This window comes from Bacillus cereus group sp. MYBK101-2, from assembly GCF_051918845.1.
Classification (GTDB): Bacteria; Bacillota; Bacilli; order Bacillales; family Bacillaceae_G; genus Bacillus_A; species Bacillus_A paranthracis.
On sequence record NZ_JBQAIE010000003.1, the window covers coordinates 202,962 to 224,986 of the forward strand.

Below are 22,025 nucleotides of genomic sequence, written 5' to 3' on the forward strand. Positions count from 1 at the left end.
CGTATGGATGGGAAGAGGGATTGTTTTGAAATGTATAAATTGTGGGCAACTTTGCGAGGGAAATCAGTTAAATTGTGAAAGTTGCCAGCGGACTTTGCATACTGAACAGGGTGAAGGAAGTTCGCTAATAGACAAGGAATTAGAAGTATATGTAGGGAGACAATATCCGTATTACAAAAGGAAATGGGAGCTTGAGGAAAAGCGGATTGCTAGGTGGAGCTGGAATGGTTGGGCAGCTATTTTCAATGTAGGTTGGCTCGGATATCGTAAGTATTATTTACCTGCAGCTTTATTTGTAGTGTTATTATTAGCGTGTGATGCGTTTTCTTATTATATGGGCTTCAACGTAGCATTGCCGATCATTAATATGGTGCCTCTTACGTTTCTATTACTTGTTTTTATTTTATTTGGAATGGCGATTTTTGCGAATGGATTATATTATCAATTTGCAGAAAGGCGTATATATCGAATAAAAGCAAGAGAAATTCAAGATGGATCGGTTGAAAAGTACCTCATTCGTGATAGTGGTGGAACGAGTAAAATGGGAGCAACAATTGTTACAATTTTAGCGGTTGCTAGTATTTTTATCAGCCATTTCTTCTTCCCGACTGATCGAGATATTATTCAAAAAGTTCGTACAAGCTCTCTATATGAATATCCATTCTTTTCAATTGGTGAATCGTTTGAAAATTATTTTAGAAATCCGGGTTGGGCATATTATCGTGGCACTGAAGGATTAGAATTGGTAGAGTTCCAAGGGGATAGTCCGGATATGCCAAGGAAAAAGGTTACGATCCAATTTGTTGTTGATTATAAATTGGGTGAGATTGAGCCATACTCACTTATGATTAATGGCGAATCTAAAAATGAGGAAGAATTTTTAAAGATAATGGACGAAATATTTAAAGTTCAAAATCCATTTGACATAGAGGATGGATTACAAGTAAAAGAAAAAGAAAAAGAAGTGGATAGTAGAGCTCTCTATCCGCTTCTTTTTTTGTATATACGAAAATAATATTTGAAATAATCTGAATCTTTTGTATAATAATATGTATTATACTGGCTTTCATTTATCCCGCTTTAATGGGCAGTAAGACTCCCACCTCAAAATTCAGTGGAAGCAAAGAAGTTAGGTGGGGGGGCAACTGCCCATAAAAGCCCGATTGGTTCAACTAATAATCAGTGGGGGATGAAGAACCCCCCCACTGATTAAAGTTTCACTTTATACATATAGATTGGGGGAAGGAACAATGAAGAGAAAGGTAACAACGATTGCTGCAGTTGCATTATCGACTAGTGTATTAGTTGCAGGTTGCGGAAATGGGGAGAAGGCATCTACAACGAAGAAAGAAACAGGTAAGGGGGCAGCAGATAAGCAAGTATTAAACTTACTAGAAACAGCTGAAATTCCTTCAATGGATACGTCAAAATCAACAGACTCTGTATCATTCCGTGCCTTTGTAAATGCAATGGAAGGATTATATCGTTTGGATAAGGATAATAAACCAACTCCAGGTATGGCAAAAGACGTGAAAATTAGTGAAGATAAAAAGACATATACATTTGAATTACGTGATGCAAAATGGTCAAATGGTGATCCAGTTCGAGCGCAAGATTTTGTATATGCATGGCAACGTACATTAGATAAAGCAATGGCAGCTGAGTATGCATTTATTTTATTTGATGTGAAAAATGCACAGAAAGTAAATAAAGGAGAGTTACCGTTAGATCAATTAGGAGTGAAAGCGAAGGATGATAAAACGTTAGTAGTAGAATTAGAACAACCAGCACCATATTTCCTTGAGCTTACTTCATTCCCAACATTCTTCCCTTTAAATGAAAAATATGTGAAAGAACAAGGAGATAAATACGGATTAGAAGCAGATAAATTATTATATAATGGACCGTTTACGATGAGTGAATGGAAACATGAAAGAAGTTATCAGTTAAAGAAAAACCCTAATTATTGGGATAAAGATACTGTGAAGTTAGAAGAAATTAATGTGAATATTGTGAAGGAAACAAGCACAGGAGTAAATTTATATGATAGTGATCAAGCGGACCGTGTTATTTTAACTTCTGAATTTGTTGATAAATATAAAAAGAATAAGCCAGATGAATTTAAAACGAAGTTAGATCCACGTATGTATTTCTTAAGATTTAACCAAAAAAATGCAACGTTTAAAAATCAAAAGGTTCGTGAAGCAATTGACCTAGCATATGATAAAAAAGGAATTGCAAATGTTATTTTAAATGACGGATCACTGCCAGCATATTTCTTAGTACCTGAAAAATTTACGACAGGACCAGATGGGAAAGATTTCCGTACTGTAAATAAAAATTTCCGTGACAGTAAAGATAATGCAGCAAAAGCGAAAAAGTTATGGGAAGAAGCAAAGAAAGAACTTGGCCAAGATACAATTACAGTCGAATTACTAAATGATGATAACGGTAGTCGTAAAAAAGTAGGAGACTTTATTAAAGAAGAGTTAGAGAAAAATTTACCTGGTATTAAAGTGAATTTAAAACAACAGCCATATAAACAGAAGTTAGATTTAGAAAAGAAATTTGAATATGAATTCTCTTTATCTGCATGGAGTCCAGATTATCCAGATCCAATGACTTATATTGATATGTTTGTTACTGGAAGCTCATTTAATGAAATGGATTATTCTAATCCGAAGTATGATGAGTTAGTAGCGAAATCAAAAGGAGAACTATTAAAAGATGATAAAGCACGCTGGAATGCACTTGCAGAAGCGGAAAAAATCTTAATTGGTCAAGATGCTGCCATTTCTCCTACGTACCAACAAAGTACCGCATACTTAGAGAAACCATACGTAAAAGGAATTGCAAATCATACGTTTGGTGGGGACTTCAGTTATAAATGGGCATATATTACAAAAAAATAGTATAATAAAAGATGAGTGAATTTTCGCTCATCTTTTATTTGTATAGGAGGAATTAGAGTTGTTAAAAGGAATCAATCATCTTTGTTTTTCAGTATCTAATTTAGAAGATTCTATTACATTTTACGAAAAAGTATTGGAAGGAGAATTATTAGTTAAAGGGAGAAAACTTGCATATTTTAATATATGTGGAGTATGGATAGCGCTTAATGAAGAAATACATATTCCAAGAAATGAGATTCATCAATCTTATACGCATATTGCATTTTCTGTTGAACAAAAAGACTTTGAACGTCTACTGCAGCGATTAGAAGAAAACGATGTTCATATTTTACAAGGAAGAGAACGGGATGTAAGGGACTGTGAATCTATATATTTTGTTGATCCTGACGGCCACAAATTTGAGTTTCATTCAGGGACATTGCAAGACAGGCTTAATTATTATAGGGAAGATAAACCTCATATGACGTTTTATTAAGGGGGCAAAGAAAGTTGCATGCGCTAGTAATTGGTGGAACAGGAATGCTAAAGAGGGTTTCTATATGGCTTTGTGAGCAAGGGTTTCATGTTTCTATTATTGGAAGAGATGAAGTGAAATTAGAAAATGTTAAACGGGAGAGTACTACACCTGAAAGTATCACATACCTTCCGTTAGATTATCATAATGATGACGGTGTAAAGTTAGCTATTAAAAACACAATTGAGAGGAATGGCCCAATAACATTGGTTGTCGCATGGATACACGCAAGTGCAAAAGATGCGTTATCACTTATTTGTAGAGAATTAGACTTGTCGTCTGAAACATACGATGTTTTTCATATTTTAGGCAGTAAAGCGTCGAGAATAGCCTCGCACAAAATAGGGGGTAAGCGATGTAGCTATCATAGAATAATTTTAGGTTTTATATTAGAAGATACATACGCAAGATGGCTTACTCATGAAGAAATATCGGATGGGGTAATAAAAGGAATTGAAAGTAAATGTGATGAATGGATTGTAGGACGAGTAGAACCGTGGGAATTACGGCCAACATGGTAAGGGGGAATTGAAGTGAAGACAACGGTATATGTAACAAGGCATGGTGAAACGGAATGGAATGTAGCGAAGCGAATGCAAGGACGGAAAAATTCTGCTTTAACTGAAAATGGTATACTGCAAGCTAAGCAATTAGGAGAGCGGATGAAAGATTTATCTATTCATGCGATTTATAGTAGTCCGAGTGAAAGAACCCTTCATACTGCAGAGTTAATAAAGGGAGAACGTGATATACCGATAATCGCGGATGAGCATTTCTATGAAATTAGCATGGGTATATGGGAAGGACAGACAATTGATGATATAGAAAGGCAATACCCAGACGACATACAGTTATTTTGGTATGAACCACATCTTTTTCAGTCAACATCAGGAGAAAATTTTGAGGCTGTTCATAAAAGGGTAATTGAGGGGATGCAGATTCTTTTAGAAAAGCATAAAGGAGAAAGTATATTAATTGTTTCACATGCGGCAGCGGCAAAGCTACTTGTAGGACATTTTGCAGGTATTGAAATAGAAAATGTGTGGGATGATCCATTTATGCATAGTGCTAGTTTGAGTATTATAGAATTTGAAGAAGATAAAGGTGAAGTGAAGCAATTTGCAGATATAAGTCATTTTCAGTAAGCATACAAAAAAGGCCGTGAAAACGGCCTTTTTTGTATGAAAAACTAGCAATTGCGTTTTTTGTACCAGAAGTGATCGAATTTCTTGTTTTTGCAAGATGGGAATTTATGTCTGCCACCTGTGCAGTCGTTCCGTTTATTTCCATCATCACACGAATCGTCGCAAGAGCCACCGTGTCCATTAGGGAAGAATTCGCATTTTTTACAGTAACATCGTTTTGTCCAGTAAAATTTCTTTTCAAAGCGTACACATTTTGTAACGAACGTACAATGCTTTCTGCGAGTGCGTTTTGTAACTAACACACATTCTTTTCTACGTGTTACTTTCGTAACGAACGTCCATTTTTGAACGCGCACACGCGTACATTTCGTAACAAATGTCCACTTTTTAACATGCGTACATTTTGTAACGAACGTACAATGTTTCACGCGAGTACATTTTGTTGTAGGGCAGTTACAATCTTCGCTACACTCTATTTTTGTAGTGCAATCATCATCACAATCAAACGTACTTGGATCTTGATGTAAGAAATCTTCCATCCCCGCACTTTTGATTTCCTCAACAGCTTTTCTAATATCACGTTTCATAGAAATCCTCCTTATCATGTATTCAGGTGAAAAGGTATTCTTTTTCATTAACAGGATATGTATATAGGTATCTTTCTGAACAGGACAAGAGTGTAATTTTATATAAATGGTTGATAGCGGATGTATGGACAAGGCAAAGTGCATACATTGAATGAAGAGAACTGAGAAGGGATGTGAAAATATGCTACCTTCATATGATTTTTTTATTCATCCAATGAACCTAGTGGAATTGAAAAAAGACATTTGGTCAGACAGTCCAGTGCCAGCAAAATTAACTTATGGAAAAAAGAAGTATGACATTGATATCGTATATCGGGGTGCTCATATTCGTGAATTTGAGAAGAAATCTTATCATGTTATGTTTTATAAACCGAAAAAATTTCAAGGTGCGAAAGAGTTTCATTTAAATTCTGAGTTTATGGATCCGTCTCTCATACGAAATAAATTATCTTTAGACTTTTTTCATGATATTGGTGTACTTTCACCGAAATCACAACATGTGTTTATAAAAATTAATGGTCAAATTCAAGGTGTATATTTACAGTTAGAATCAGTGGATGAAAATTTTTTGAAAAATAGAGGATTACCGAGTGGTTCTATTTATTATGCGATAGATGATGATGCGAATTTTTCTTTAATGAGTGAGAGAGATAAAGATGTTAAGACCGAGCTTTTTGCAGGTTATGAATTTAAATATTCGAATGAAAATAGTGAAGAACAGCTGAGTGAATTTGTATTTCAAGCGAACGCTTTGTCAAGGGAAGCTTATGAAAAAGAAATTGGAAAGTTTTTGCATGTAGACAAATATTTAAGGTGGTTAGCTGGCGTCATTTTTACGCAAAACTTTGATGGTTTTGTTCATAACTATGCACTATATCATAACGATGAAACGAACTTATTTGAAGTGATACCGTGGGATTATGATGCGACTTGGGGGCGAGATGTACAAGGGAGACCACTTAATCATGAGTATATTCGTATTCAAGGTTATAACACATTAAGTGCAAGATTGTTAGATATACCTATATTTAGAAAACAATACCGAAGTATTTTAGAAGAAATATTAGCAGAACAATTTACCGTTTCATTTATGATGCCGAAAGTAGAAAGTTTGTGTGAATCGATTCGTCCTTATTTACTACAAGATCCATATATGAAAGAAAAATTAGAAACATTTGATCAAGAAGCTGATATGATTGAGGAATATATAAATAAAAGAAGAAAGTATATACAAGATCATTTACATGAATTGGATTAATTTTGAAAGAGATTGGAACATTATCAATCTCTTTTTTTGTATAATAAAGATGTATTGGTAGAATTGACGTAATATGTACTTAATAAAGAATGGGATGTGGAAACATGACAGTAAAATGGATTGAGTGGGCAAAACAAATACAATCTATAGCTCAAGCGGGTTTAACGTATTCTAAGGATGTGTATGATATAGAACGTTTCCAACAATTACGGGATATTTCCATTTCGATGATGTCACATTACACTAAGACAGATTGGGAAGTTGTAGAGAAGTTATTTGCAAGCGAGACAGGCTATCAAACACCTAAAGTTGATATAAGAGCAGTTGTTTTTCAAAATGAAAAGTTATTATTTGTGAAAGAAAAAAGTGATGGAAAATGGGCACTGCCAGGTGGATGGGCTGATATCGGCTATACGCCGACAGAAGTAGCAGCAAAAGAAGTTTTAGAGGAGACGGGGTTTATAGTAGATGATTTTAAGCTACTCGCTATATTTGATAAAGAAAAACACCAACCATCGCCTTCAGCAACGCATGTATATAAAATTTTTATTGGCTGTAAAATTATTGGTGGTGAAAAGAAAACTAGTATTGAAACAGATGATGTGGAGTTTTTTGGTGAGGATGAACTGCCTAATTTATCGATTGCTAGAAATACAGAAGAGCAAATTAAACAAATGTTTGCCTACATAAAAGAACCTCAGAAAGAAATAGTAATAGATTAATAATGCGTATGTCTGTGATATTGTCGGCATGAAGATATTGGCAGAATGCAACCTTTATGTAATAATGGGATGGTATGTGAAGAAAAAAGGAGATAGAAAATAAAATGTTAGCAAGCATAATAGATCAGTTATTGCAATTTTTTGCAAGTTTAGGTTACTTTGGAGTAGCACTAGCTTTAATGATTGAAATTATCCCGAGTGAAATTGTACTTTCGTATGCTGGCTTTTTAGTCGCAGATGGTAAAATTAGCTTTGTTGGTGCAGTTATTGCTGGAACAATCGGTGGTACTTTAGCCCAAATCTTTTTATACTGGCTTGGATACTACGGAGGACGTCCAGTTGTAGAGAAATATGGGAAATATCTGCTTATTAATAAACACCATTTAGACATAGCAGAAAATTGGTTTAAGCGTTACGGAGCAGGAGTAATCTTTTCGGCACGTTTTATCCCAGTCGTACGTCATGCAATTTCTATTCCAGCAGGATTAGCTAAGATGCCATTAAAACTATTCACACTGTATACAGTAGTTGCGATTATTCCATGGTCAATACTATTTATATATTTAGGTGAAAAGCTTGGTGGAAATTGGCGACATATTAAAGAGTATGCATCTGATTATACACATTACATAATTATAGGAGCGATTCTCTTTATTGCTCTATACTTCGGTTTAAAGTATTTCAAAAAGAAAAAAGCGGCACGTTAAAGTCAATGATTTTTCATTGGCTTTTTTGTTTGTTTCGGTTCTAAAAAAAAGGAGTTGTCCATAATGTGTAATAATAAAGCGTAGCGGAGGAATGTGATGAAAGGGTCACCGTTTATACGTGGAACGATATTTTTAACAATGGCAACGATGATATCTAAAATGTTAGGGTTTATATATGTTATACCATTTACAGCTATGGTCGGTACGAGTGGGTACGTGTTATACACGTATGCATATCGTCCATATACGATTATGCTCAGCATTGCGACGATGGGATTACCACTTGCGGTTTCAAAGATGGTATCAAAATATGATCAACTAAATGATTATCATACGGTTAAGAGAGTGCTGAAAAGTGGAATGGTGTTTATGTTTATAATGGGAGTTATTTCGTGTTTTACGTTATATATGCTAGCTCCGCATTTGGCTAAACTTGTAATCGATGGAAATGATCAAACGGGGAATAGTGTAGCGGCGGTCACTACTAATATTCAAATTGTCAGTTTTGCGTTAATACTTGTACCAGTAATGAGTTTATTAAGGGGCTTTTTTCAAGGGTTCCAATCGATGGGGCCTTCTGCTCTAAGTGTAGTTGTAGAGCAATTTTTTCGGGTATTAACCATTTTGATAGGAAGTTTTGTCGTTATATATATTTTAAAAGCCTCTATCTCACTAGCTGTTGGTATTTCAACATTCGGTGCTTTTATGGGAGCGGTAGGTGGACTAACTGTTTTAAGTGCGTATTACATAAGGAGAAGAAAGCACTTAAAGAAAAAAGAAATGGCAAGTATACCACAAACAACGAAATCTTTTTTCTCACTCTATAAGGAGCTCTTTACATATTCAATACCATTTGTTGTGGTTGGTTTAGCAATTCCGTTGTATCAGACGATTGACACATTTACAATTAATAAATTGCTTATACAAATGGGATATATGCAAGGAGAAGCAGAGAAAATCAATGCAATAATTGGTCTTGTTCAGATGGTTGTACTTATTCCAGTTTCCGTTGCGACTGCTTTTAGTATGTCTCTCGTACCTGAGATGACAAAAGCTTATACAGCAGGAAATGTGAAGTTACTGTACAAACATTTTACGAGGACGAATCTATTGGTAGTAGGGATTACAGTACCAGCGACAATTGGAATGATGGTGTTAGCAAAACCAGTATATACTCTTTTATTCGGTGCCGGAAATGATCCGGAGATGGGGCGAGTTATATTACAGTATTATGCTCCTGCCTGTATACTATTTTCTCTTTTTACAGTAACTGCTGCGATGTTACAAGGAATTAATCAGCAACAGAAAACAGTGCTAGGATTAGTGATTGGTATTATTGTGAAGATAATTTTAAATGTTGTATTGCTACCGTATTTCGATTATGTAAGTTTTATTATTTCAACATACGCAGGTTATACGATTTCAGTTGGCTTTAACTTGTGGATGCTTTCTAAATATGTTATAAAGGCAACATAAGCTTTTTAAGGCAGAGAGCACTCTGTCTTTTTCTTTGTTTATCCCGCTTTAACGGGCAGTAAGATCCTCACCTCAAAATTCAGCGAAAGAAAAGAAGTTTGGTTGGGGGCGGGCTGCCCGTAAAAGCCCGATTGGTGGGGCTGAAAATCAGTGGGGGGATGAAGCCCCCCACTGATTAAAGTTTCACTTTATAATATTTTTCTTATAAAAACGTTTTCAAAATAATTTTTCTATTGAAATTTAAACGTATGTTTCATATGCTGAGAATGGCGGTTCAAAAACTGTTATGTAAGAGAGGTAGATTCCTACATGTAAAAAGAATCGGGGTGATAGTATGTTAAATATTTATTTAACAGACCGAAACGGAAAACTACAAGAGGTTGAGGAAATGCAAAAGGGTTGCTGGATTAATGTACTTCATCCAACGGAAGAAGAAATTCAATATCTAGTACAAACTTTAAATGTGGACTTAGATTTCATTAAAGACCCTTTAGATGATGAAGAACGCTCTCGTATTGAAAAGGAAGACAATAATACTTTAATAATCGTGGATATTCCAACGGTTAGACATGATGAAGAAGGAAATTCGATTTATGACACGATTCCAATAGGTATGATTGTAATGCCAGATTGCTTTGTGACAATTTGTTTAGAAGAAAATCCAATTTTTGAACGTTTTATTAATCAACGTATTAAAGAATTTTATACGTTTAAAAAGACACGCTTTGCACTTCAGCTCTTATATACGATTTCTACTTATTATTTAAGATACTTAAAGCAAATTAACAGAAAAACAATTGATTTAGAGCACCAATTAAATAAATCGATGAAAAATAAAGAGATTTTCACATTGCTAGGCCTTGAAAAAAGTTTAGTTTACTTTACAACATCATTAAAGGCGAATAAAATTGTAATTCAAAAATTAATGCGTAACAGTACATTTTTAAAAATGTATGAAGACGATCAAGATTTATTAGAAGATGTATTAATCGAAAATAAACAGGCGATTGAAATGGCGGAAATATATAGTCACATTTTAAGTGGAATGATGAATACTTTTAGCTCCGTTATATCAAATAATTTAAACAGTGTTATGAAGCTGTTAACGTCTATTACAATCATATTATCATTACCAACGATGGTCTCTAGTTTCTTTGGAATGAACGTAAAGGTTCCGTTTGAAGGTGAGGCTCAAGGTTTTGTAATTGTACTTATAATATGTGCAACATTATCTTGCGCTTTAGCATTTGTATTTTGGAAGAAACGTTACTTTTAACGGTAAGAAAGCTGCTCTAGCATAGTTGCATAACTGCGCTAGAGCAGCTTTTTTGCTATGAAATCGAAAGTTTCGAATAGAATAAAACCTATAAAATGTAATGTATATGAGAGGGCTGAATTCCGTATAAGTCTTGTTCAATTCATAAAATGGGGTTAAAATTACATATTGTTAATGAAAAGTTGGAGGAAATACATCATGGAATTGTTTCAATTACCGAAAGCATTCCTGCAAATGAATACAATCTTTATCTCCATATTGATCGAAGCACTTCCTTTTGTGCTCATTGGTGTATTTATTTCAGGATTCATTCAAATGTTTGTGACAGAAGATATGGTAGCAAAATGGATGCCGAAAAATCGATTTCTGTCTGTTTTAATGGCTACTTTTTTAGGGATGATGTTTCCGGGCTGTGAATGTGGAATCGTTCCGATTGTTAGGCGATTAATCGGAAAAGGGGTTCCGCCATATGCTGGGATTGCATTTATGTTAACTGGGCCAATTATTAATCCGGTCGTATTATTTGCAACATATGTTGCCTTTGGAAGTAGTATGCACATGGTATGGTATCGTTCTATTGTAGCGATTATCGTAGCAATTATCGTTGGAATTATATTATCATTTATGTTTAAAGAACATCAATTACGAGATGATCACTTCCCAGAAGTGAATCATAAGCGTCCATTACGTAAAAAAATGTGGGATGTATGTACGCATGCTGTTGAGGAATTTTTCTCGATGGGAAAATATTTAGTATTAGGTGCGTTAATTGCAGCGGCAGTTCAAACGTTCGTACAAACTTCAACACTACTTGCTATAGGGCAAGGGCCGTTCTCTTCACCTGCTGTTATGATGGGACTTGCTTACATTTTATCACTTTGTTCAGAAGCAGATGCGTTTATTGCTTCATCATTCCAAAGTACTTTTTCAACAGCATCACTTGTCGCGTTCCTCGTATATGGACCGATGGTGGATATTAAAAATATGTTTATGATGCTTGCGACATTTAAAACGAAATTTGTAATTGTCGTTACAGTTACAGTTACACTTGTTGTTTATGCAAGCTCACTACTCATTTATGCGATGGGGTGGTAGGTTATGTTTCGAGCATATATATTATTAGGTTTTACAATCTTAATCGCGCAGCTTCATATTTCAGGTAATATTACGAAGTATATCAATATGAAGTATGCCTATTTATCAACAACAGCAGCTATTATTTTAGGTTTCTTAACGATCGTTCAAATTATTATCGTTTTCCAAAAAGAACATGAGAAAGAACAAGGAAAACAGGATTGTAGTTGTGATCATAGCCATTGCGGGCATGACCACTCAAAAGATGAGAATACATGGTGGAAAAAAGTATTTTCGTACACATTGTTTTGTTTTCCGATTGTTTCAGGATTATTTTTCCCGATTGCAACGTTAGATTCTGATATTGTTAAAGCGAAAGGGTTTCACTTTCCTGTTGCACAAGCGGAAAGTACAGATCCATTTATGAGAAGGCAATTTTTAAGACCTGACACGAGTATATACTACGGAAAAGAAGGATACCGTGGTGTAATGGAGAAAGGGAAGAAAGAGTTTGTAACGAAAGATAGTGTTACTTTAAATGATGAAAACTTTCTAAAGGGAATGGAAACAATTTATAATTATCCTGGCGAATTTACTGGGAAAAAATTATCATTTAAAGGTTTTGTTTTCAAAGATGATTCTTCTAAAAAAGAACAATATTTCTTATTCCGTTTCGGTATTATACATTGTGTAGCAGATTCGGGTGTATATGGTATGTTAGTGAAAAAACCAGAAGGGGTAGAATGGAAAAACGATGATTGGATTCAAATAGAGGGAGAAATTTCTACTGAATTTTATCAGCCGTTCCATGCGAATATTCCTGTTTTAGAAGTAACGAAATGGAATAAAGTTGAACAGCCGAAAGAGCAATATGTATTTAGAGGAGCCGATTGATCACATCGGTTCTTTTTTATGGACTAAGAGTTCTGAATGTTGTTAATATTAAATGAGTAGTTGTAATAGGCTCATACTGTTCAAGTGTGAATGGGGAAGGGAACTCTTGCCAAACTTCTTTGCTCTAGCCGAATTTTGTGGTGGGATTCTTATTGTCTACAAATAGCGGGTTAAATAATTAAAGAGGTGATAACAATGACTGAAGTAAAGGGAAAAACAGCTAATGAGTCCAGAGTGTTTAAAACGAGCCGAGTATTTCCAACAGATTTAAATGATCACAATACGCTATTTGGTGGAAAGATATTAGCCGAGATGGATATGGTTGCTTCTATTTCAGCAACGAGGCATGCAAGAAAAGAATGTGTCACAGCCTCTATGGATTGGGTAGATTTCTTACATCCTGTTCGCTCTTCAGATTGTGTTAGTTATGAATCCTTTGTAATTTGGACGGGTAGAACTTCTATGGAAGTATTTGTGAAGGTAGTAGCGGAAGATTTAATTTCAGGTGAGAAGCGTATCGCAGCAACGTCTTTTGTTACTTTTGTTGCACTGAGTAAGGAAAATAATCCAGTTCCTGTGCCGCGAGTAATCCCTGAAACAGAAGAAGAGAAAGAATTGCATCGCATTGCAGTGTTACGTGCAGAACAACGTCATATACGTAAGGCAGAGAGTAAGAAAGTAGCTACATTACTAACTTTTTGAATTGAATATTTAGTTGTTAAAGGTATTATAACAGAGCGAAATGTTCTTCATATGAAAAGCGGACACCTAAAAATAGGTGTCCGCTTTTATAGTTTTTCTATCCGCATATCATGTGACAATAACTACTTAGCAGAAGCAAGCAGCACCGACGATGATTAAGAGGATAAATAATACGACTAATAGCGCGAATCCATTACCATGTGCGAAGCCCATTGTTATTTCCTCCTTTTATTTTAAGATACAACATACAATATGCAAATGAGCTATCGTTTGATATGGACATATATCATGCAATGACATATTTTCTTGAATGATATTGTATTAAAAAAGAGAAGATATAGAAATAACAGTAAGTGGAGAAAGGAAAATATCCATGAAACACTTTTTCGTTGTAATCCTTTGTGTAATAGGTGTATTCATTTGGATGAACATCGATGTGGAAATGGGGAAAAAAATGGCTAGTGAATATGAAGTAGGACAAGTTCGATTAGGTGAATTTCAACTGTATACGAACGGTGAAGAGTTATATACGAATTTATTTGAGGATATACGTAATGCGGAGAAGTACATATATATCCATTTTTATATTGTAGGTAAAGATGAAATAAGCAAAGAGTTTTTGCAGTTGCTCGAGAAAAAGGCATCTAGCGGAGTAGAAGTGAAATTGTCAGTCGATCGAATAGGTGGATATAAGCTGAAGAAAAAGGTAATTCGTCAACTACAAAGCAATGGTGTCCAGTTTACGTTTAGTAAAAAACCTAAATTGAAACATTTATTCTATTCGTTGCATCAGCGAAATCATAGACGAATTGTTACGATAGACGGAAAAGTATCATATATCGGCGGCTTTAACATCGGAAAGGAATACCTTGGACAAGATCCGAAATTTGGCCAGTGGCGTGATTATCATGTGCGAGTTAAGGGGAATGGTGCCACGGATATGGAAAGAAAATTTGCTGCTGACTGGAAAGAAGATACGGGAGAAAAAATGCCTGTACATGAAAGTCTACCTGCAATTGGGAATGTAAAATATCAATATTTATTTTCAGATGGAAAAGGGTTATGGGAAAAATATGGAGCGTTTTTAAAGCAGGCTAAAAAGTCTTTAATTATTGCTACACCATATTTTGTACCAAGTAAAGAAATGACGAAAGAGTTAAAAGGTGCATTAAACCGCGGTGTCAATGTGAAAATTCTCGTACCATTTAAAAGTGATGCAGTATTGTTAAAACAAGCTGCCTATCCGTATTTGAGAGAGATGAACCATGCTGGGGCGGAGATCTATCAATATCGGAATGGTTTTTTTCACGGGAAAGTAACAATCATTGATGGAGAAATTGTTGATATAGGTACAGCGAATTTTGATAATAGAAGTTTTTATTTAAATTGTGAATCTAATTGTGTCGTATATGATAAAACAGTTGTTGCTGACGTATGGGATCGACTAAAAGAAGACTTCCATAAATCAAAAAGATTTTCGGAAGAAGATTTTGAGAAAATTAGTAAATGGGATTGGTTTTTAGCAAGAATAGCAAATGTTATAGCATCATATTTATAGCATATAGACAAAAAGTAGGGAGGCACTTTCATGGATTGTATGAAAGAATTGATGAGGTATAGTTATATGCTTATATATAAGGTTGGGGAGTATACAGGACAGGTAAGAGACGAAGAATTAAAGGAGCTATTACAGCATCATTTACCATATATGTTGCAAGCATATAATGAACAAGTGAATTTTCAAGAAGGAGAGAATGTACAGCATATAACTTGTGAACCAATTTCATTTCATTTTCATGAAATGGAAAAGGAAACTGATAGTAAATATACAGGTGATATTTATATTGCAACTTGTTATATTTCGCATTTGAAACGGTTAGCGTTAAAGTTTGCTCAAGTGGCAGTTGAAGTTGCAAATCCAGAATTTCGCTCGTTTTTAGAAAACTGCTTCCTGAAAATGAATCGTTATGCCTATAGTGTATGGCAATATGTCGTGAAGAAAGAGTATAAGATTAAACATGTATATGAAAATGAGAAGTTTGCATAAGAGACTAAGGCGGAAAGATAGGCGCCTTAGTTTTTTACTTTTCGTGGAGAAAAATGACTATATGTACATAGTTATTATCAGAAAATTTACAAATATTTACCGTTTATTTACTATTTTTCAATCTTTCCTTTAAAAATAGAGAGTAATATGGGATTGTACATATTCTATCAAAAGGAGGAAACGCAAATGAACAAATGGGTTAAATCATTAACTGCTATGGCACTTGCAAGTTCTTTATTAATGGTAGGTTGTAGTAAAGGTGAGGACAAGAAGAAAGAAGACGATACAACAACACAACAAGAGGATAAAAAGGATAAAGAAACAAGTGGAACTGAGAAGTCTACGGATTCTAAAGAAAAGAAATAATGTAATAATAGAGCTTCCTCTTTTATGTGAGGAAGCTTTTTTGTTGTAAATTGATTGAGATTATTGAAAAATAGAGAAAGAATGAAAGAGGGGGAAAACAAATGAAAGTATGTATATTGGGAGCAACAGGGCGAGTAGGTTCAAACATAATTAAATTAGCATTAAAAGATTCAGCAGAAGTGACTGCATTAGCGCGTGATTCAAGTAGAGTAGAAATAAATCATGAAAGATTACGAGTTATAGAAGGTAATGTATTAAATGAAAATGATATAAAGAAAGCGATAGAAGGAAGCGATATAGTAATTAGTGCACTTGGAACGGATCAAAATGGGACGTTAGCGAAGAGTATGCCACAAATTATAAAGAAAATGGAAGAAGAAGGAGTTCGTAAAATCATTACAATAGGAACAGCCGGTATTTTACAAGCAAGAACAAATCTAAATTTATATCGTTTTCAATCAACGGAATCAAAGAGAAAGTCGACAACAGCAGCAGAAGATCATTTAGCTGCATATGAGGCGCTTAGTAATAGTAATCTATGTTGGACCGTCGTTTGTCCGACACATTTAATAGACGGTGATGTGACAGGTATATATCGAACTGAAAAAGATGTATTACCAGAAGGAGGAGAAAAAATAACAGTTGGTGATACAGCGCAATTTACGTGGAACCTGTGTAGTGAAAACCAATATGAGAATAGCCGGGTAGGTATTTCCTATTAAAAAACCATCCCGAAAATGGGATGGTTAAAAGACGATATAACATACAAATATGATAATCATAATGATTTGGAGAATGGCTTTTGCTACTGTACTGCTTAAAAAACCAACTACAGTAGCAACTCCTACAAGAAAAGCGTCTTTTGGCGCTTTGTTATGCATTAATTCGGTTATAAATACCGCTAAAAATGGTATGATAATAAGTCCGAATGGTGGGAAGAAGAAAGATCCGGCAATGATCGAAATCATTCCGACACGTTCGCCCCATTTAGAACTACCGTATTTCTTTAAGAAATATCCATTTGCAATAAAATCAGCAACGAAAATGAATAGTGTGAAAATAGCTTGAATAATCCAAAAAGAAATCGTTAGTTCTCCGCCATTTATACCAAAATGGTAAATGAAATATCCAGCCCAGACGGCTAGGATGCCCGGGATAATAGGATAAATAAAAGCTAGGAATGAAATAATGAAACAGGCAATGATACAGATTGTTAAGAAAACAGTCACTTTATAACTCCTTTTTTATATCTAATTTATGTACAGCAATTTTTTTCACTTGATGTCCATCAAGTTCTAATGCCTTAAATTGAAAACCGGCATATTCGATGGAGTAGCCAGCTTCAATATTTACGTCAACTGCTTGCGATAATAGCCAGCCTCCAATTGTATCTAAGTCGCTTTCATCAATATGTAAGCCAAACATATCATTTACTTCAGAAATAAGTACTTTTCCATCTAGAACAGTAAGTTTAGGCGTACGTTTTTCAATCATAGGTGATTCATCTGCATCAAACTCATCTTGAATTTCTCCAATAATTTCTTCGAGAATATCTTCCATTGTTAAAAGTCCAGCCGTACCACCATATTCATCCATAACGATTGCCATCTGAACGCGATTCTTTTGTAGATGAACTAACGTTTTGCGAATTGGAACAGTTTCAAAGACAGTTAGTACTGGATGTATGTAAGATTCAAGTGGCTTATGAATGCCCTTCGTTTGATCATGAAATACTTCTTTCGTATTGATCATACCGATAATATCATCTTTATCTTTTTCGATGATAGGGTAGCGTGTATACTTTTCAGTTGCGACGATATCCATATTTTCTTCTAACGTATTTTCAGTAGATAAGCAAATCATTTCTGTACGAGGGACCATAATTTCTTTCGCAACTCGGTCGTCAAATTCAAAAATATTATTTACATATTTATATTCGGCTTGATTTATTTCGCCGCTTTTGAAACTTTCACCTAAAATGAGTCGTAGTTCCTCTTCAGAATGGGCCAGTTCATTTTCTTTCGCAGGTTCTAAACCGAGTAGTTTTGTGAAAAAGATAGCCGTACTATTAAGTAACCAAATGAACGGGTACATAATTTTATCAAATAAAATAAGTGGTCGTGCAAACTTAAGCGTGATTGCCTCTGCTTTTTGAATTGCAAAAGACTTTGGAACTAATTCACCTAATACAACATGGAAAAATGTAATCACGCTAAAAGCGATAATAAAGGATAAAGTATTTGCCATTGTTCCAGTAATATTAATCTTTTCAAAGAGCGGTCGTAGTAAATGTTCCACAGTCGGTTCACCAAGCCAACCAAGCCCTAAAGAAGTGATTGTAATCCCGAGCTGACAAGCTGATAAATAAACATCTAAATTAGATATGACACTTCTTGCAGCTAAAGCTTGTTTATTGCCTTCATTTGCAAGCTGGTCAATTCGACTTTTTCGTACTTTTACAACAGCGAATTCTGATGCAACGAAAAAGCCGGAAATAAGGATAAGTACAATGATGAGAAAAATATTTAATATGTCCAAGTGTATTCTCTATTCCGTCGCTTGGAATAAAGATGTCACCTCCTGCAATTATGTTATACTTTTATAATAAATCCAAATGAAAAGAATAGTCAAAGAAAAAGGGTAAATATTGGTATGTTTCTGCAATGGTTTTTGAATTTGCTGTTATTTTGTCCGCTATACAAAAGGAATAACCCTCTACTTTCAGATTCTAGAGGGTTATTTCAAATTAAGGTTTTGGAATACTTCTCGTTAAAGCGTATGATTGTTGTTTAAAGTGGTTTGTCGTCCATAGTGTTTGAAGGAATGAGAGTATACAATACGGGATATACAAAAGTAATAAGCTAATTGTAACAATAATAGGTGCATTTCCGCCGAATTGAACGATAAATTGCAATAGTCCACTTGCGTGAAAAACGCATTCCATAAAAACGAATGAAAGAATAATGGAACCTAAAATAGATTTATGATTCGAAGTAAGCGCTAAAAACAATGTATCTACAAGGAAAGAAGCTTGTTTTATTTCATATTCATTTGTATTACTTAAGAAAGGAATCCATTTTTTTATTGCTTGCATAACGATAATCATGGAAGTACTACAAACGATGATAAAAGATGAGTAGTAAGGAATCTTTATAAATTTTGTGATGTATAGGAGTAGTAATAAGACTGCGCATTGTAATAATACAGTACATAAAGAATAAGGAATCCATCTTAATAAAGAAGCGAACTTTTTAACCGATTGAGGTGCTTTAAAAAATAAATGGCCAATCCCTAAGCTGATGAAGAATCCGATTGCAAGAGTAAAGGTAAAACGAACAATCGATAAAAAATATATTTCCCACATGTAAGGGAATAACGGTGTTGATTGATTAGCAGTATGTACCATCTGATTTGCTGAGAAAAAGATAGATTCGTGCATCCAATCAATCTTTGGAATTGTCATCGAAGAAAGTTGTGCGAAGTTATGGAAAATGCTTATAAAGCCGGTGATGTATGAGTATTTATGTGTAATGAATAAAGTTGGAATAGGACTAATGATAAATATAATGAGAACACCAACGATAAATTTATATATATGTGAGCGCAATAAAGACATGTAATCACCTACTCTTTGAATATTCAGAAAATTCTTATTCTTATTTTAGCTTTTTTCGGAGTAAGTTACAATATATTTTTCTTAAAGAAGTTTAGTATTGTAGTGGATAGAATTGAATGAAACGTGAATAAATTATGACAAGAAAATGAATAATTTTCAGAAAAATAAAATAAATTATTTATTTTTTTCTGAAAATATAATATAGTTATGGCACAGAAAGTATTTTAACATAAGGAGGCTATTTATGAGGATTAAAGGAAATTATGTGCCGAAGAGAGAAGTTTTATTTTGTTCAAGTTCAATTACAATAGCGGAAGCGCTGGAGCATTTAAATAAAACTGGCTATCGTTGTGTACCAGTTTTAGATGAAAAAAAAGAGAAGTATTTAGGGAATATATATAAAGTAGATATTTTAGAATATAAAGGTTCGTTGGAAGAAAGTGTATTACAATTATTAAACGATAAAGAAGGATATGTCAGAGAAGATTCTTCGTTCTTTAAAGTATTTTTTACAATAAAAAAGTTACCTTATTTATCAGTAGTTGATGAAAAAGGAGCCTTTCTTGGGATTTTAACGCATAAAAAAGTTTTTGAGTTATTAGAAGACGCTTGGGGCGTTCATTCTAGTAAATATTCTGTCATGATTGGGACACAAGATTATAATGGGGCTATTCAAAAATTATCGACAGTATTAAAAAAATATACAGGTATCCAAAGTTTAATGACTTTTGATAATGATGCCTTATTAGTTCGTAGAATTATGTTTACATTAGGAGAAGAGTTTAAAGATGGTGAATTAGAGACGTTATTGAAAGATTTAGAAGATCACGGATTTAGAGTGGTGTATGTGGAAGAGATGAAAAATCCAAGTGAAGTTGAAACGATAGAATAATATGCAAAAGCCGTCTAATTATGTTGGATGGCTTTTGTTATGTTACGTGTATAAAATTATTTGAAAATAACGATAGGATAATAAGTGAGTCTGAAACAATATTTGTGCAAAAGAATAAAAAATGTAGATAATTTTGATTTTCAAAAAAGTCAATTTGAAAATATGTTTTTATTTTTCAACTAAATATGTTACTATATGTGTGATAAAAACAAAGAGGTCTGACAACTATACTCCACGCAATACCACTCTAACGATTTAAAAATTCAAAAAAATCAAAAATCAAAATTAATAATTAGAGTAAAAATAAGGGGACTGGAGAAATTATGGAGAAAGACACTGCTTTGTAAGGGGCATATTTTATCAGCTTGAACAGAGAGGAGGATGCATAGCATATTGTGAAAATAGAGATAAACAATGAAAAAGTGCTATGCAAATGAAAAGCATGAAGGGACGTTTAAGGCCAGGTGATACGGTAGCAATTGGTTTAATGTTATTTGCACTATTTTTAGGGGCAGGAAATTTAATTTTTCCACCAGTTTTAGGGCAACAAGCTGGAGAGAATGTTTGGGTTGCTACAATTGGATTCCTTGTAACGGGAGTCGGATTACCCCTATTAGCTGTAACAGCTGTCGCGTTTGTAGAGGGGGACTTGAAAGCGCTATCTTCTAGAGTTCACCCTATATTTGCGTTTGTTTTCCCATTAATTAGTTATTTAGCGATTGGACCTTTTTTCGCGATTCCGCGTACGGGAGCCGTTTCATTTGAAATGGGTATGAAGCCATTTTTATCAGAAGCATTAGTTTCCGAATGGTACATGCTATTTCTTTTCACTATAATTTTCTTCGGAATAACGTGGTATTTATCTTTAAATCCATCAAAATTAGTGGATTGGTTCGGGAAATTTCTTACACCATTGTTAGTATTAATTGTTGCTGTAATTGTCGGAAAGGCAATTGTTGATCCGATTGGAGAACCAGCTGCACCGCTAGAGGCATACAAGGAAAATGCTTTCTTTGGTGGATTTATTCAAGGATATTTAACGATGGATGCAATTAGTGCGCTTGTATTTGGAATTGTAGTTGTACAAGTTATCCGCTCTAAAGGAATAAAAGAGAGTAATCAAATTGCAAAAATAACAGTAGTATCAGGTATTATCGCTGTACTTGGTTTAACGTTAATCTATTTATCACTTGCTTATCTTGGTTCAACAAGTACATCACTTGGGGTATCAGAGAATGGTGGGCTTATTTTAACGAATGTTGTAAATGAGTTATATGGAACAAGTGGTAAAATTTTATTAGGACTTGTTATTGTACTTGCTTGTTTAACAACTTCTGTTGGATTAACATCAGCTTGTGCTGGCTTCTTTACAAACTTATTCCCAAAACTTTCGCATAAAACAATTGTAACAATGGTATGTGTATTTAGTTTAATTGTATCTAACCTAGGTTTAACACAATTAATCGCAGTTACTTTACCAGTGTTAATGATCATTTATCCAGTTGCAATCGTATTGATCGTACTTTCTTACTTCCATAAATGGATTGGGAAGCGTAATACTATTTATATTGGAGCTATTTTAGGTGCATTGTTAGTTAGTTTCTTTAACGGTTTAGAAAGTGCGAATATTAAAATTGAAGCGATTTCTAACGTGTTACAAATGTTACCATTATATAAAGAAGGAATAGGATGGTTAATCCCGTCATGTATCGGCGGCATTCTCGGTTTCTTCTTCTATAAATCAAATGAATCAAGTGAACTACAAAAGAAAGGTGCTTAGGCGCCTTTCTTTTTTTAAAGGGGATTTTTAGGTTTTGTCTAAGTAATAAATGGAAGG

The 22,025-nt window shown here is 34.3% G+C and carries 24 protein-coding genes; 19 read left to right on the forward strand and 5 right to left on the reverse strand.

The genetic code is table 11. The features are described from left to right. Positions 1-25: 25 nt before the first annotated feature. From ACTFSI_RS10200 to ACTFSI_RS10220, 5 genes are all read left to right on the forward strand, one after another. On the forward strand, positions 26-1,015 hold the full coding sequence (locus tag ACTFSI_RS10200; RefSeq protein ID WP_044790755.1) for a DUF2628 domain-containing protein: 990 nt from the start codon (positions 26-28) through the stop codon (positions 1,013-1,015). A 235-nt stretch (positions 1,016-1,250) separates the two neighbouring features. Then, complete coding sequence (locus tag ACTFSI_RS10205; RefSeq protein ID WP_070805838.1) at positions 1,251-2,912, forward strand: peptide ABC transporter substrate-binding protein; 1,662 nt, start codon at positions 1,251-1,253, stop codon at positions 2,910-2,912. A 58-nt stretch (positions 2,913-2,970) separates the two neighbouring features. Further along, entirely contained in the window at positions 2,971-3,387 is a 417-nt protein-coding gene (gene fosB, locus ACTFSI_RS10210; protein WP_000911685.1) for a FosBx1 family fosfomycin resistance bacillithiol transferase, read from the forward strand. A gap of 14 nt (positions 3,388-3,401) precedes the next feature. Further along, positions 3,402-3,947, forward strand: a complete 546-nt coding sequence (locus tag ACTFSI_RS10215; RefSeq protein WP_044790757.1) for a short-chain dehydrogenase — start codon at positions 3,402-3,404, stop codon at positions 3,945-3,947. A gap of 12 nt (positions 3,948-3,959) precedes the next feature. Further along, positions 3,960-4,571, forward strand: a complete 612-nt coding sequence (locus ACTFSI_RS10220) for a phosphoserine phosphatase 1 (protein ID WP_000859178.1) — start codon at positions 3,960-3,962, stop codon at positions 4,569-4,571. A gap of 44 nt (positions 4,572-4,615) precedes the next feature. Here the strand turns inward: ACTFSI_RS10220 and exsB are convergent, their stop codons facing one another. Next, the gene (gene exsB, locus ACTFSI_RS10225) at positions 4,616-5,158 is read right to left on the reverse strand and encodes an exosporium protein ExsB (RefSeq protein ID WP_138322119.1); all 543 of its coding nucleotides are present in this window, start codon (positions 5,156-5,158) and stop codon (positions 4,616-4,618) included. 181 nt (positions 5,159-5,339) lie between these two features. Between exsB and cotH the strand changes: the two genes are divergently transcribed. From cotH to ACTFSI_RS10265, 8 genes are all read left to right on the forward strand, one after another. Further along, a complete protein-coding gene (cotH, locus tag ACTFSI_RS10230; protein ID WP_000937980.1) occupies positions 5,340-6,416 on the forward strand; it encodes a spore coat protein CotH in 1,077 nt (358 codons plus the stop codon). A gap of 104 nt (positions 6,417-6,520) precedes the next feature. Next, the gene (locus tag ACTFSI_RS10235; RefSeq protein WP_138322118.1) at positions 6,521-7,138 is read left to right on the forward strand and encodes an NUDIX hydrolase N-terminal domain-containing protein; all 618 of its coding nucleotides are present in this window, start codon (positions 6,521-6,523) and stop codon (positions 7,136-7,138) included. 104 nt (positions 7,139-7,242) lie between these two features. After that, on the forward strand, positions 7,243-7,845 hold the full coding sequence (locus tag ACTFSI_RS10240; protein WP_000881205.1) for a DedA family protein: 603 nt from the start codon (positions 7,243-7,245) through the stop codon (positions 7,843-7,845). A gap of 96 nt (positions 7,846-7,941) precedes the next feature. Next, positions 7,942-9,321, forward strand: coding sequence for a putative polysaccharide biosynthesis protein (locus tag ACTFSI_RS10245; protein ID WP_138322117.1), 1,380 nt, complete (start codon positions 7,942-7,944; stop codon positions 9,319-9,321). A gap of 334 nt (positions 9,322-9,655) precedes the next feature. Continuing rightward, complete coding sequence (locus ACTFSI_RS10250; protein ID WP_000932394.1) at positions 9,656-10,597, forward strand: magnesium transporter CorA family protein; 942 nt, start codon at positions 9,656-9,658, stop codon at positions 10,595-10,597. 198 nt (positions 10,598-10,795) lie between these two features. Beyond that, positions 10,796-11,692, forward strand: coding sequence for a permease (locus ACTFSI_RS10255; RefSeq protein ID WP_000418724.1), 897 nt, complete (start codon positions 10,796-10,798; stop codon positions 11,690-11,692). Positions 11,693-11,695: 3 nt separating this feature from the next. After that, on the forward strand, positions 11,696-12,565 hold the full coding sequence (locus tag ACTFSI_RS10260) for a TIGR03943 family putative permease subunit (protein WP_000488049.1): 870 nt from the start codon (positions 11,696-11,698) through the stop codon (positions 12,563-12,565). A 195-nt stretch (positions 12,566-12,760) separates the two neighbouring features. Then, positions 12,761-13,267: an acyl-CoA thioesterase gene (locus ACTFSI_RS10265; RefSeq protein WP_000141167.1), complete on the forward strand. Its 507-nt coding sequence runs from the start codon at positions 12,761-12,763 to the stop codon at positions 13,265-13,267. Between the two features lie 126 nt (positions 13,268-13,393). On the opposite strand, the gene ACTFSI_RS10270 is transcribed toward ACTFSI_RS10265, so the two are convergent. After that, positions 13,394-13,480, reverse strand: coding sequence for a YjcZ family sporulation protein (locus ACTFSI_RS10270; RefSeq protein WP_000505094.1), 87 nt, complete (start codon positions 13,478-13,480; stop codon positions 13,394-13,396). Positions 13,481-13,640: 160 nt separating this feature from the next. Here ACTFSI_RS10270 and cls point away from each other — a divergent pair, with 160 nt between their 5' ends. The 4 genes from cls to ACTFSI_RS10290 all read left to right on the forward strand — a co-directional run bounded on the left by cls (position 13,641) and on the right by ACTFSI_RS10290 (position 16,402). After that, entirely contained in the window at positions 13,641-14,825 is a 1,185-nt protein-coding gene (gene cls / locus ACTFSI_RS10275; RefSeq protein WP_000680143.1) for a cardiolipin synthase, read from the forward strand. A gap of 30 nt (positions 14,826-14,855) precedes the next feature. Next, entirely contained in the window at positions 14,856-15,314 is a 459-nt protein-coding gene (locus ACTFSI_RS10280) for a spore coat protein (RefSeq protein ID WP_000340559.1), read from the forward strand. Between the two features lie 186 nt (positions 15,315-15,500). Further along, on the forward strand, positions 15,501-15,680 hold the full coding sequence (locus ACTFSI_RS10285; RefSeq protein WP_001045960.1) for a hypothetical protein: 180 nt from the start codon (positions 15,501-15,503) through the stop codon (positions 15,678-15,680). 101 nt (positions 15,681-15,781) lie between these two features. Continuing rightward, positions 15,782-16,402, forward strand: coding sequence for an NAD(P)-dependent oxidoreductase (locus tag ACTFSI_RS10290; RefSeq protein ID WP_000861630.1), 621 nt, complete (start codon positions 15,782-15,784; stop codon positions 16,400-16,402). Positions 16,403-16,426: 24 nt separating this feature from the next. Here ACTFSI_RS10290 and ACTFSI_RS10295 read toward each other — a convergent pair whose 3' ends face one another. The 3 genes from ACTFSI_RS10295 to ACTFSI_RS10305 all read right to left on the reverse strand — a co-directional run bounded on the left by ACTFSI_RS10295 (position 16,427) and on the right by ACTFSI_RS10305 (position 19,296). Continuing rightward, positions 16,427-16,909, reverse strand: a complete 483-nt coding sequence (locus ACTFSI_RS10295) for a DUF456 domain-containing protein (protein WP_000215661.1) — start codon at positions 16,907-16,909, stop codon at positions 16,427-16,429. Between the two features lies 1 nt (position 16,910). Continuing rightward, positions 16,911-18,218, reverse strand: coding sequence for a hemolysin family protein (locus tag ACTFSI_RS10300; RefSeq protein ID WP_000353747.1), 1,308 nt, complete (start codon positions 18,216-18,218; stop codon positions 16,911-16,913). A 208-nt stretch (positions 18,219-18,426) separates the two neighbouring features. Then, positions 18,427-19,296 (reverse strand): hypothetical protein, encoded by an 870-nt coding sequence (locus tag ACTFSI_RS10305; RefSeq protein ID WP_000055302.1) that lies wholly within the window; start codon positions 19,294-19,296, stop codon positions 18,427-18,429. A gap of 244 nt (positions 19,297-19,540) precedes the next feature. Between ACTFSI_RS10305 and cbpA the strand changes: the two genes are divergently transcribed. Then, a complete protein-coding gene (gene cbpA, locus ACTFSI_RS10310; RefSeq protein ID WP_001220502.1) occupies positions 19,541-20,188 on the forward strand; it encodes a cyclic di-AMP binding protein CbpA in 648 nt (215 codons plus the stop codon). A gap of 442 nt (positions 20,189-20,630) precedes the next feature. Beyond that, complete coding sequence (gene brnQ4 / locus ACTFSI_RS10315; protein ID WP_396021588.1) at positions 20,631-21,968, forward strand: branched-chain amino acid transport system II carrier protein BrnQ4; 1,338 nt, start codon at positions 20,631-20,633, stop codon at positions 21,966-21,968. The last annotated feature ends 57 nt before the right edge of the window (positions 21,969-22,025 follow it).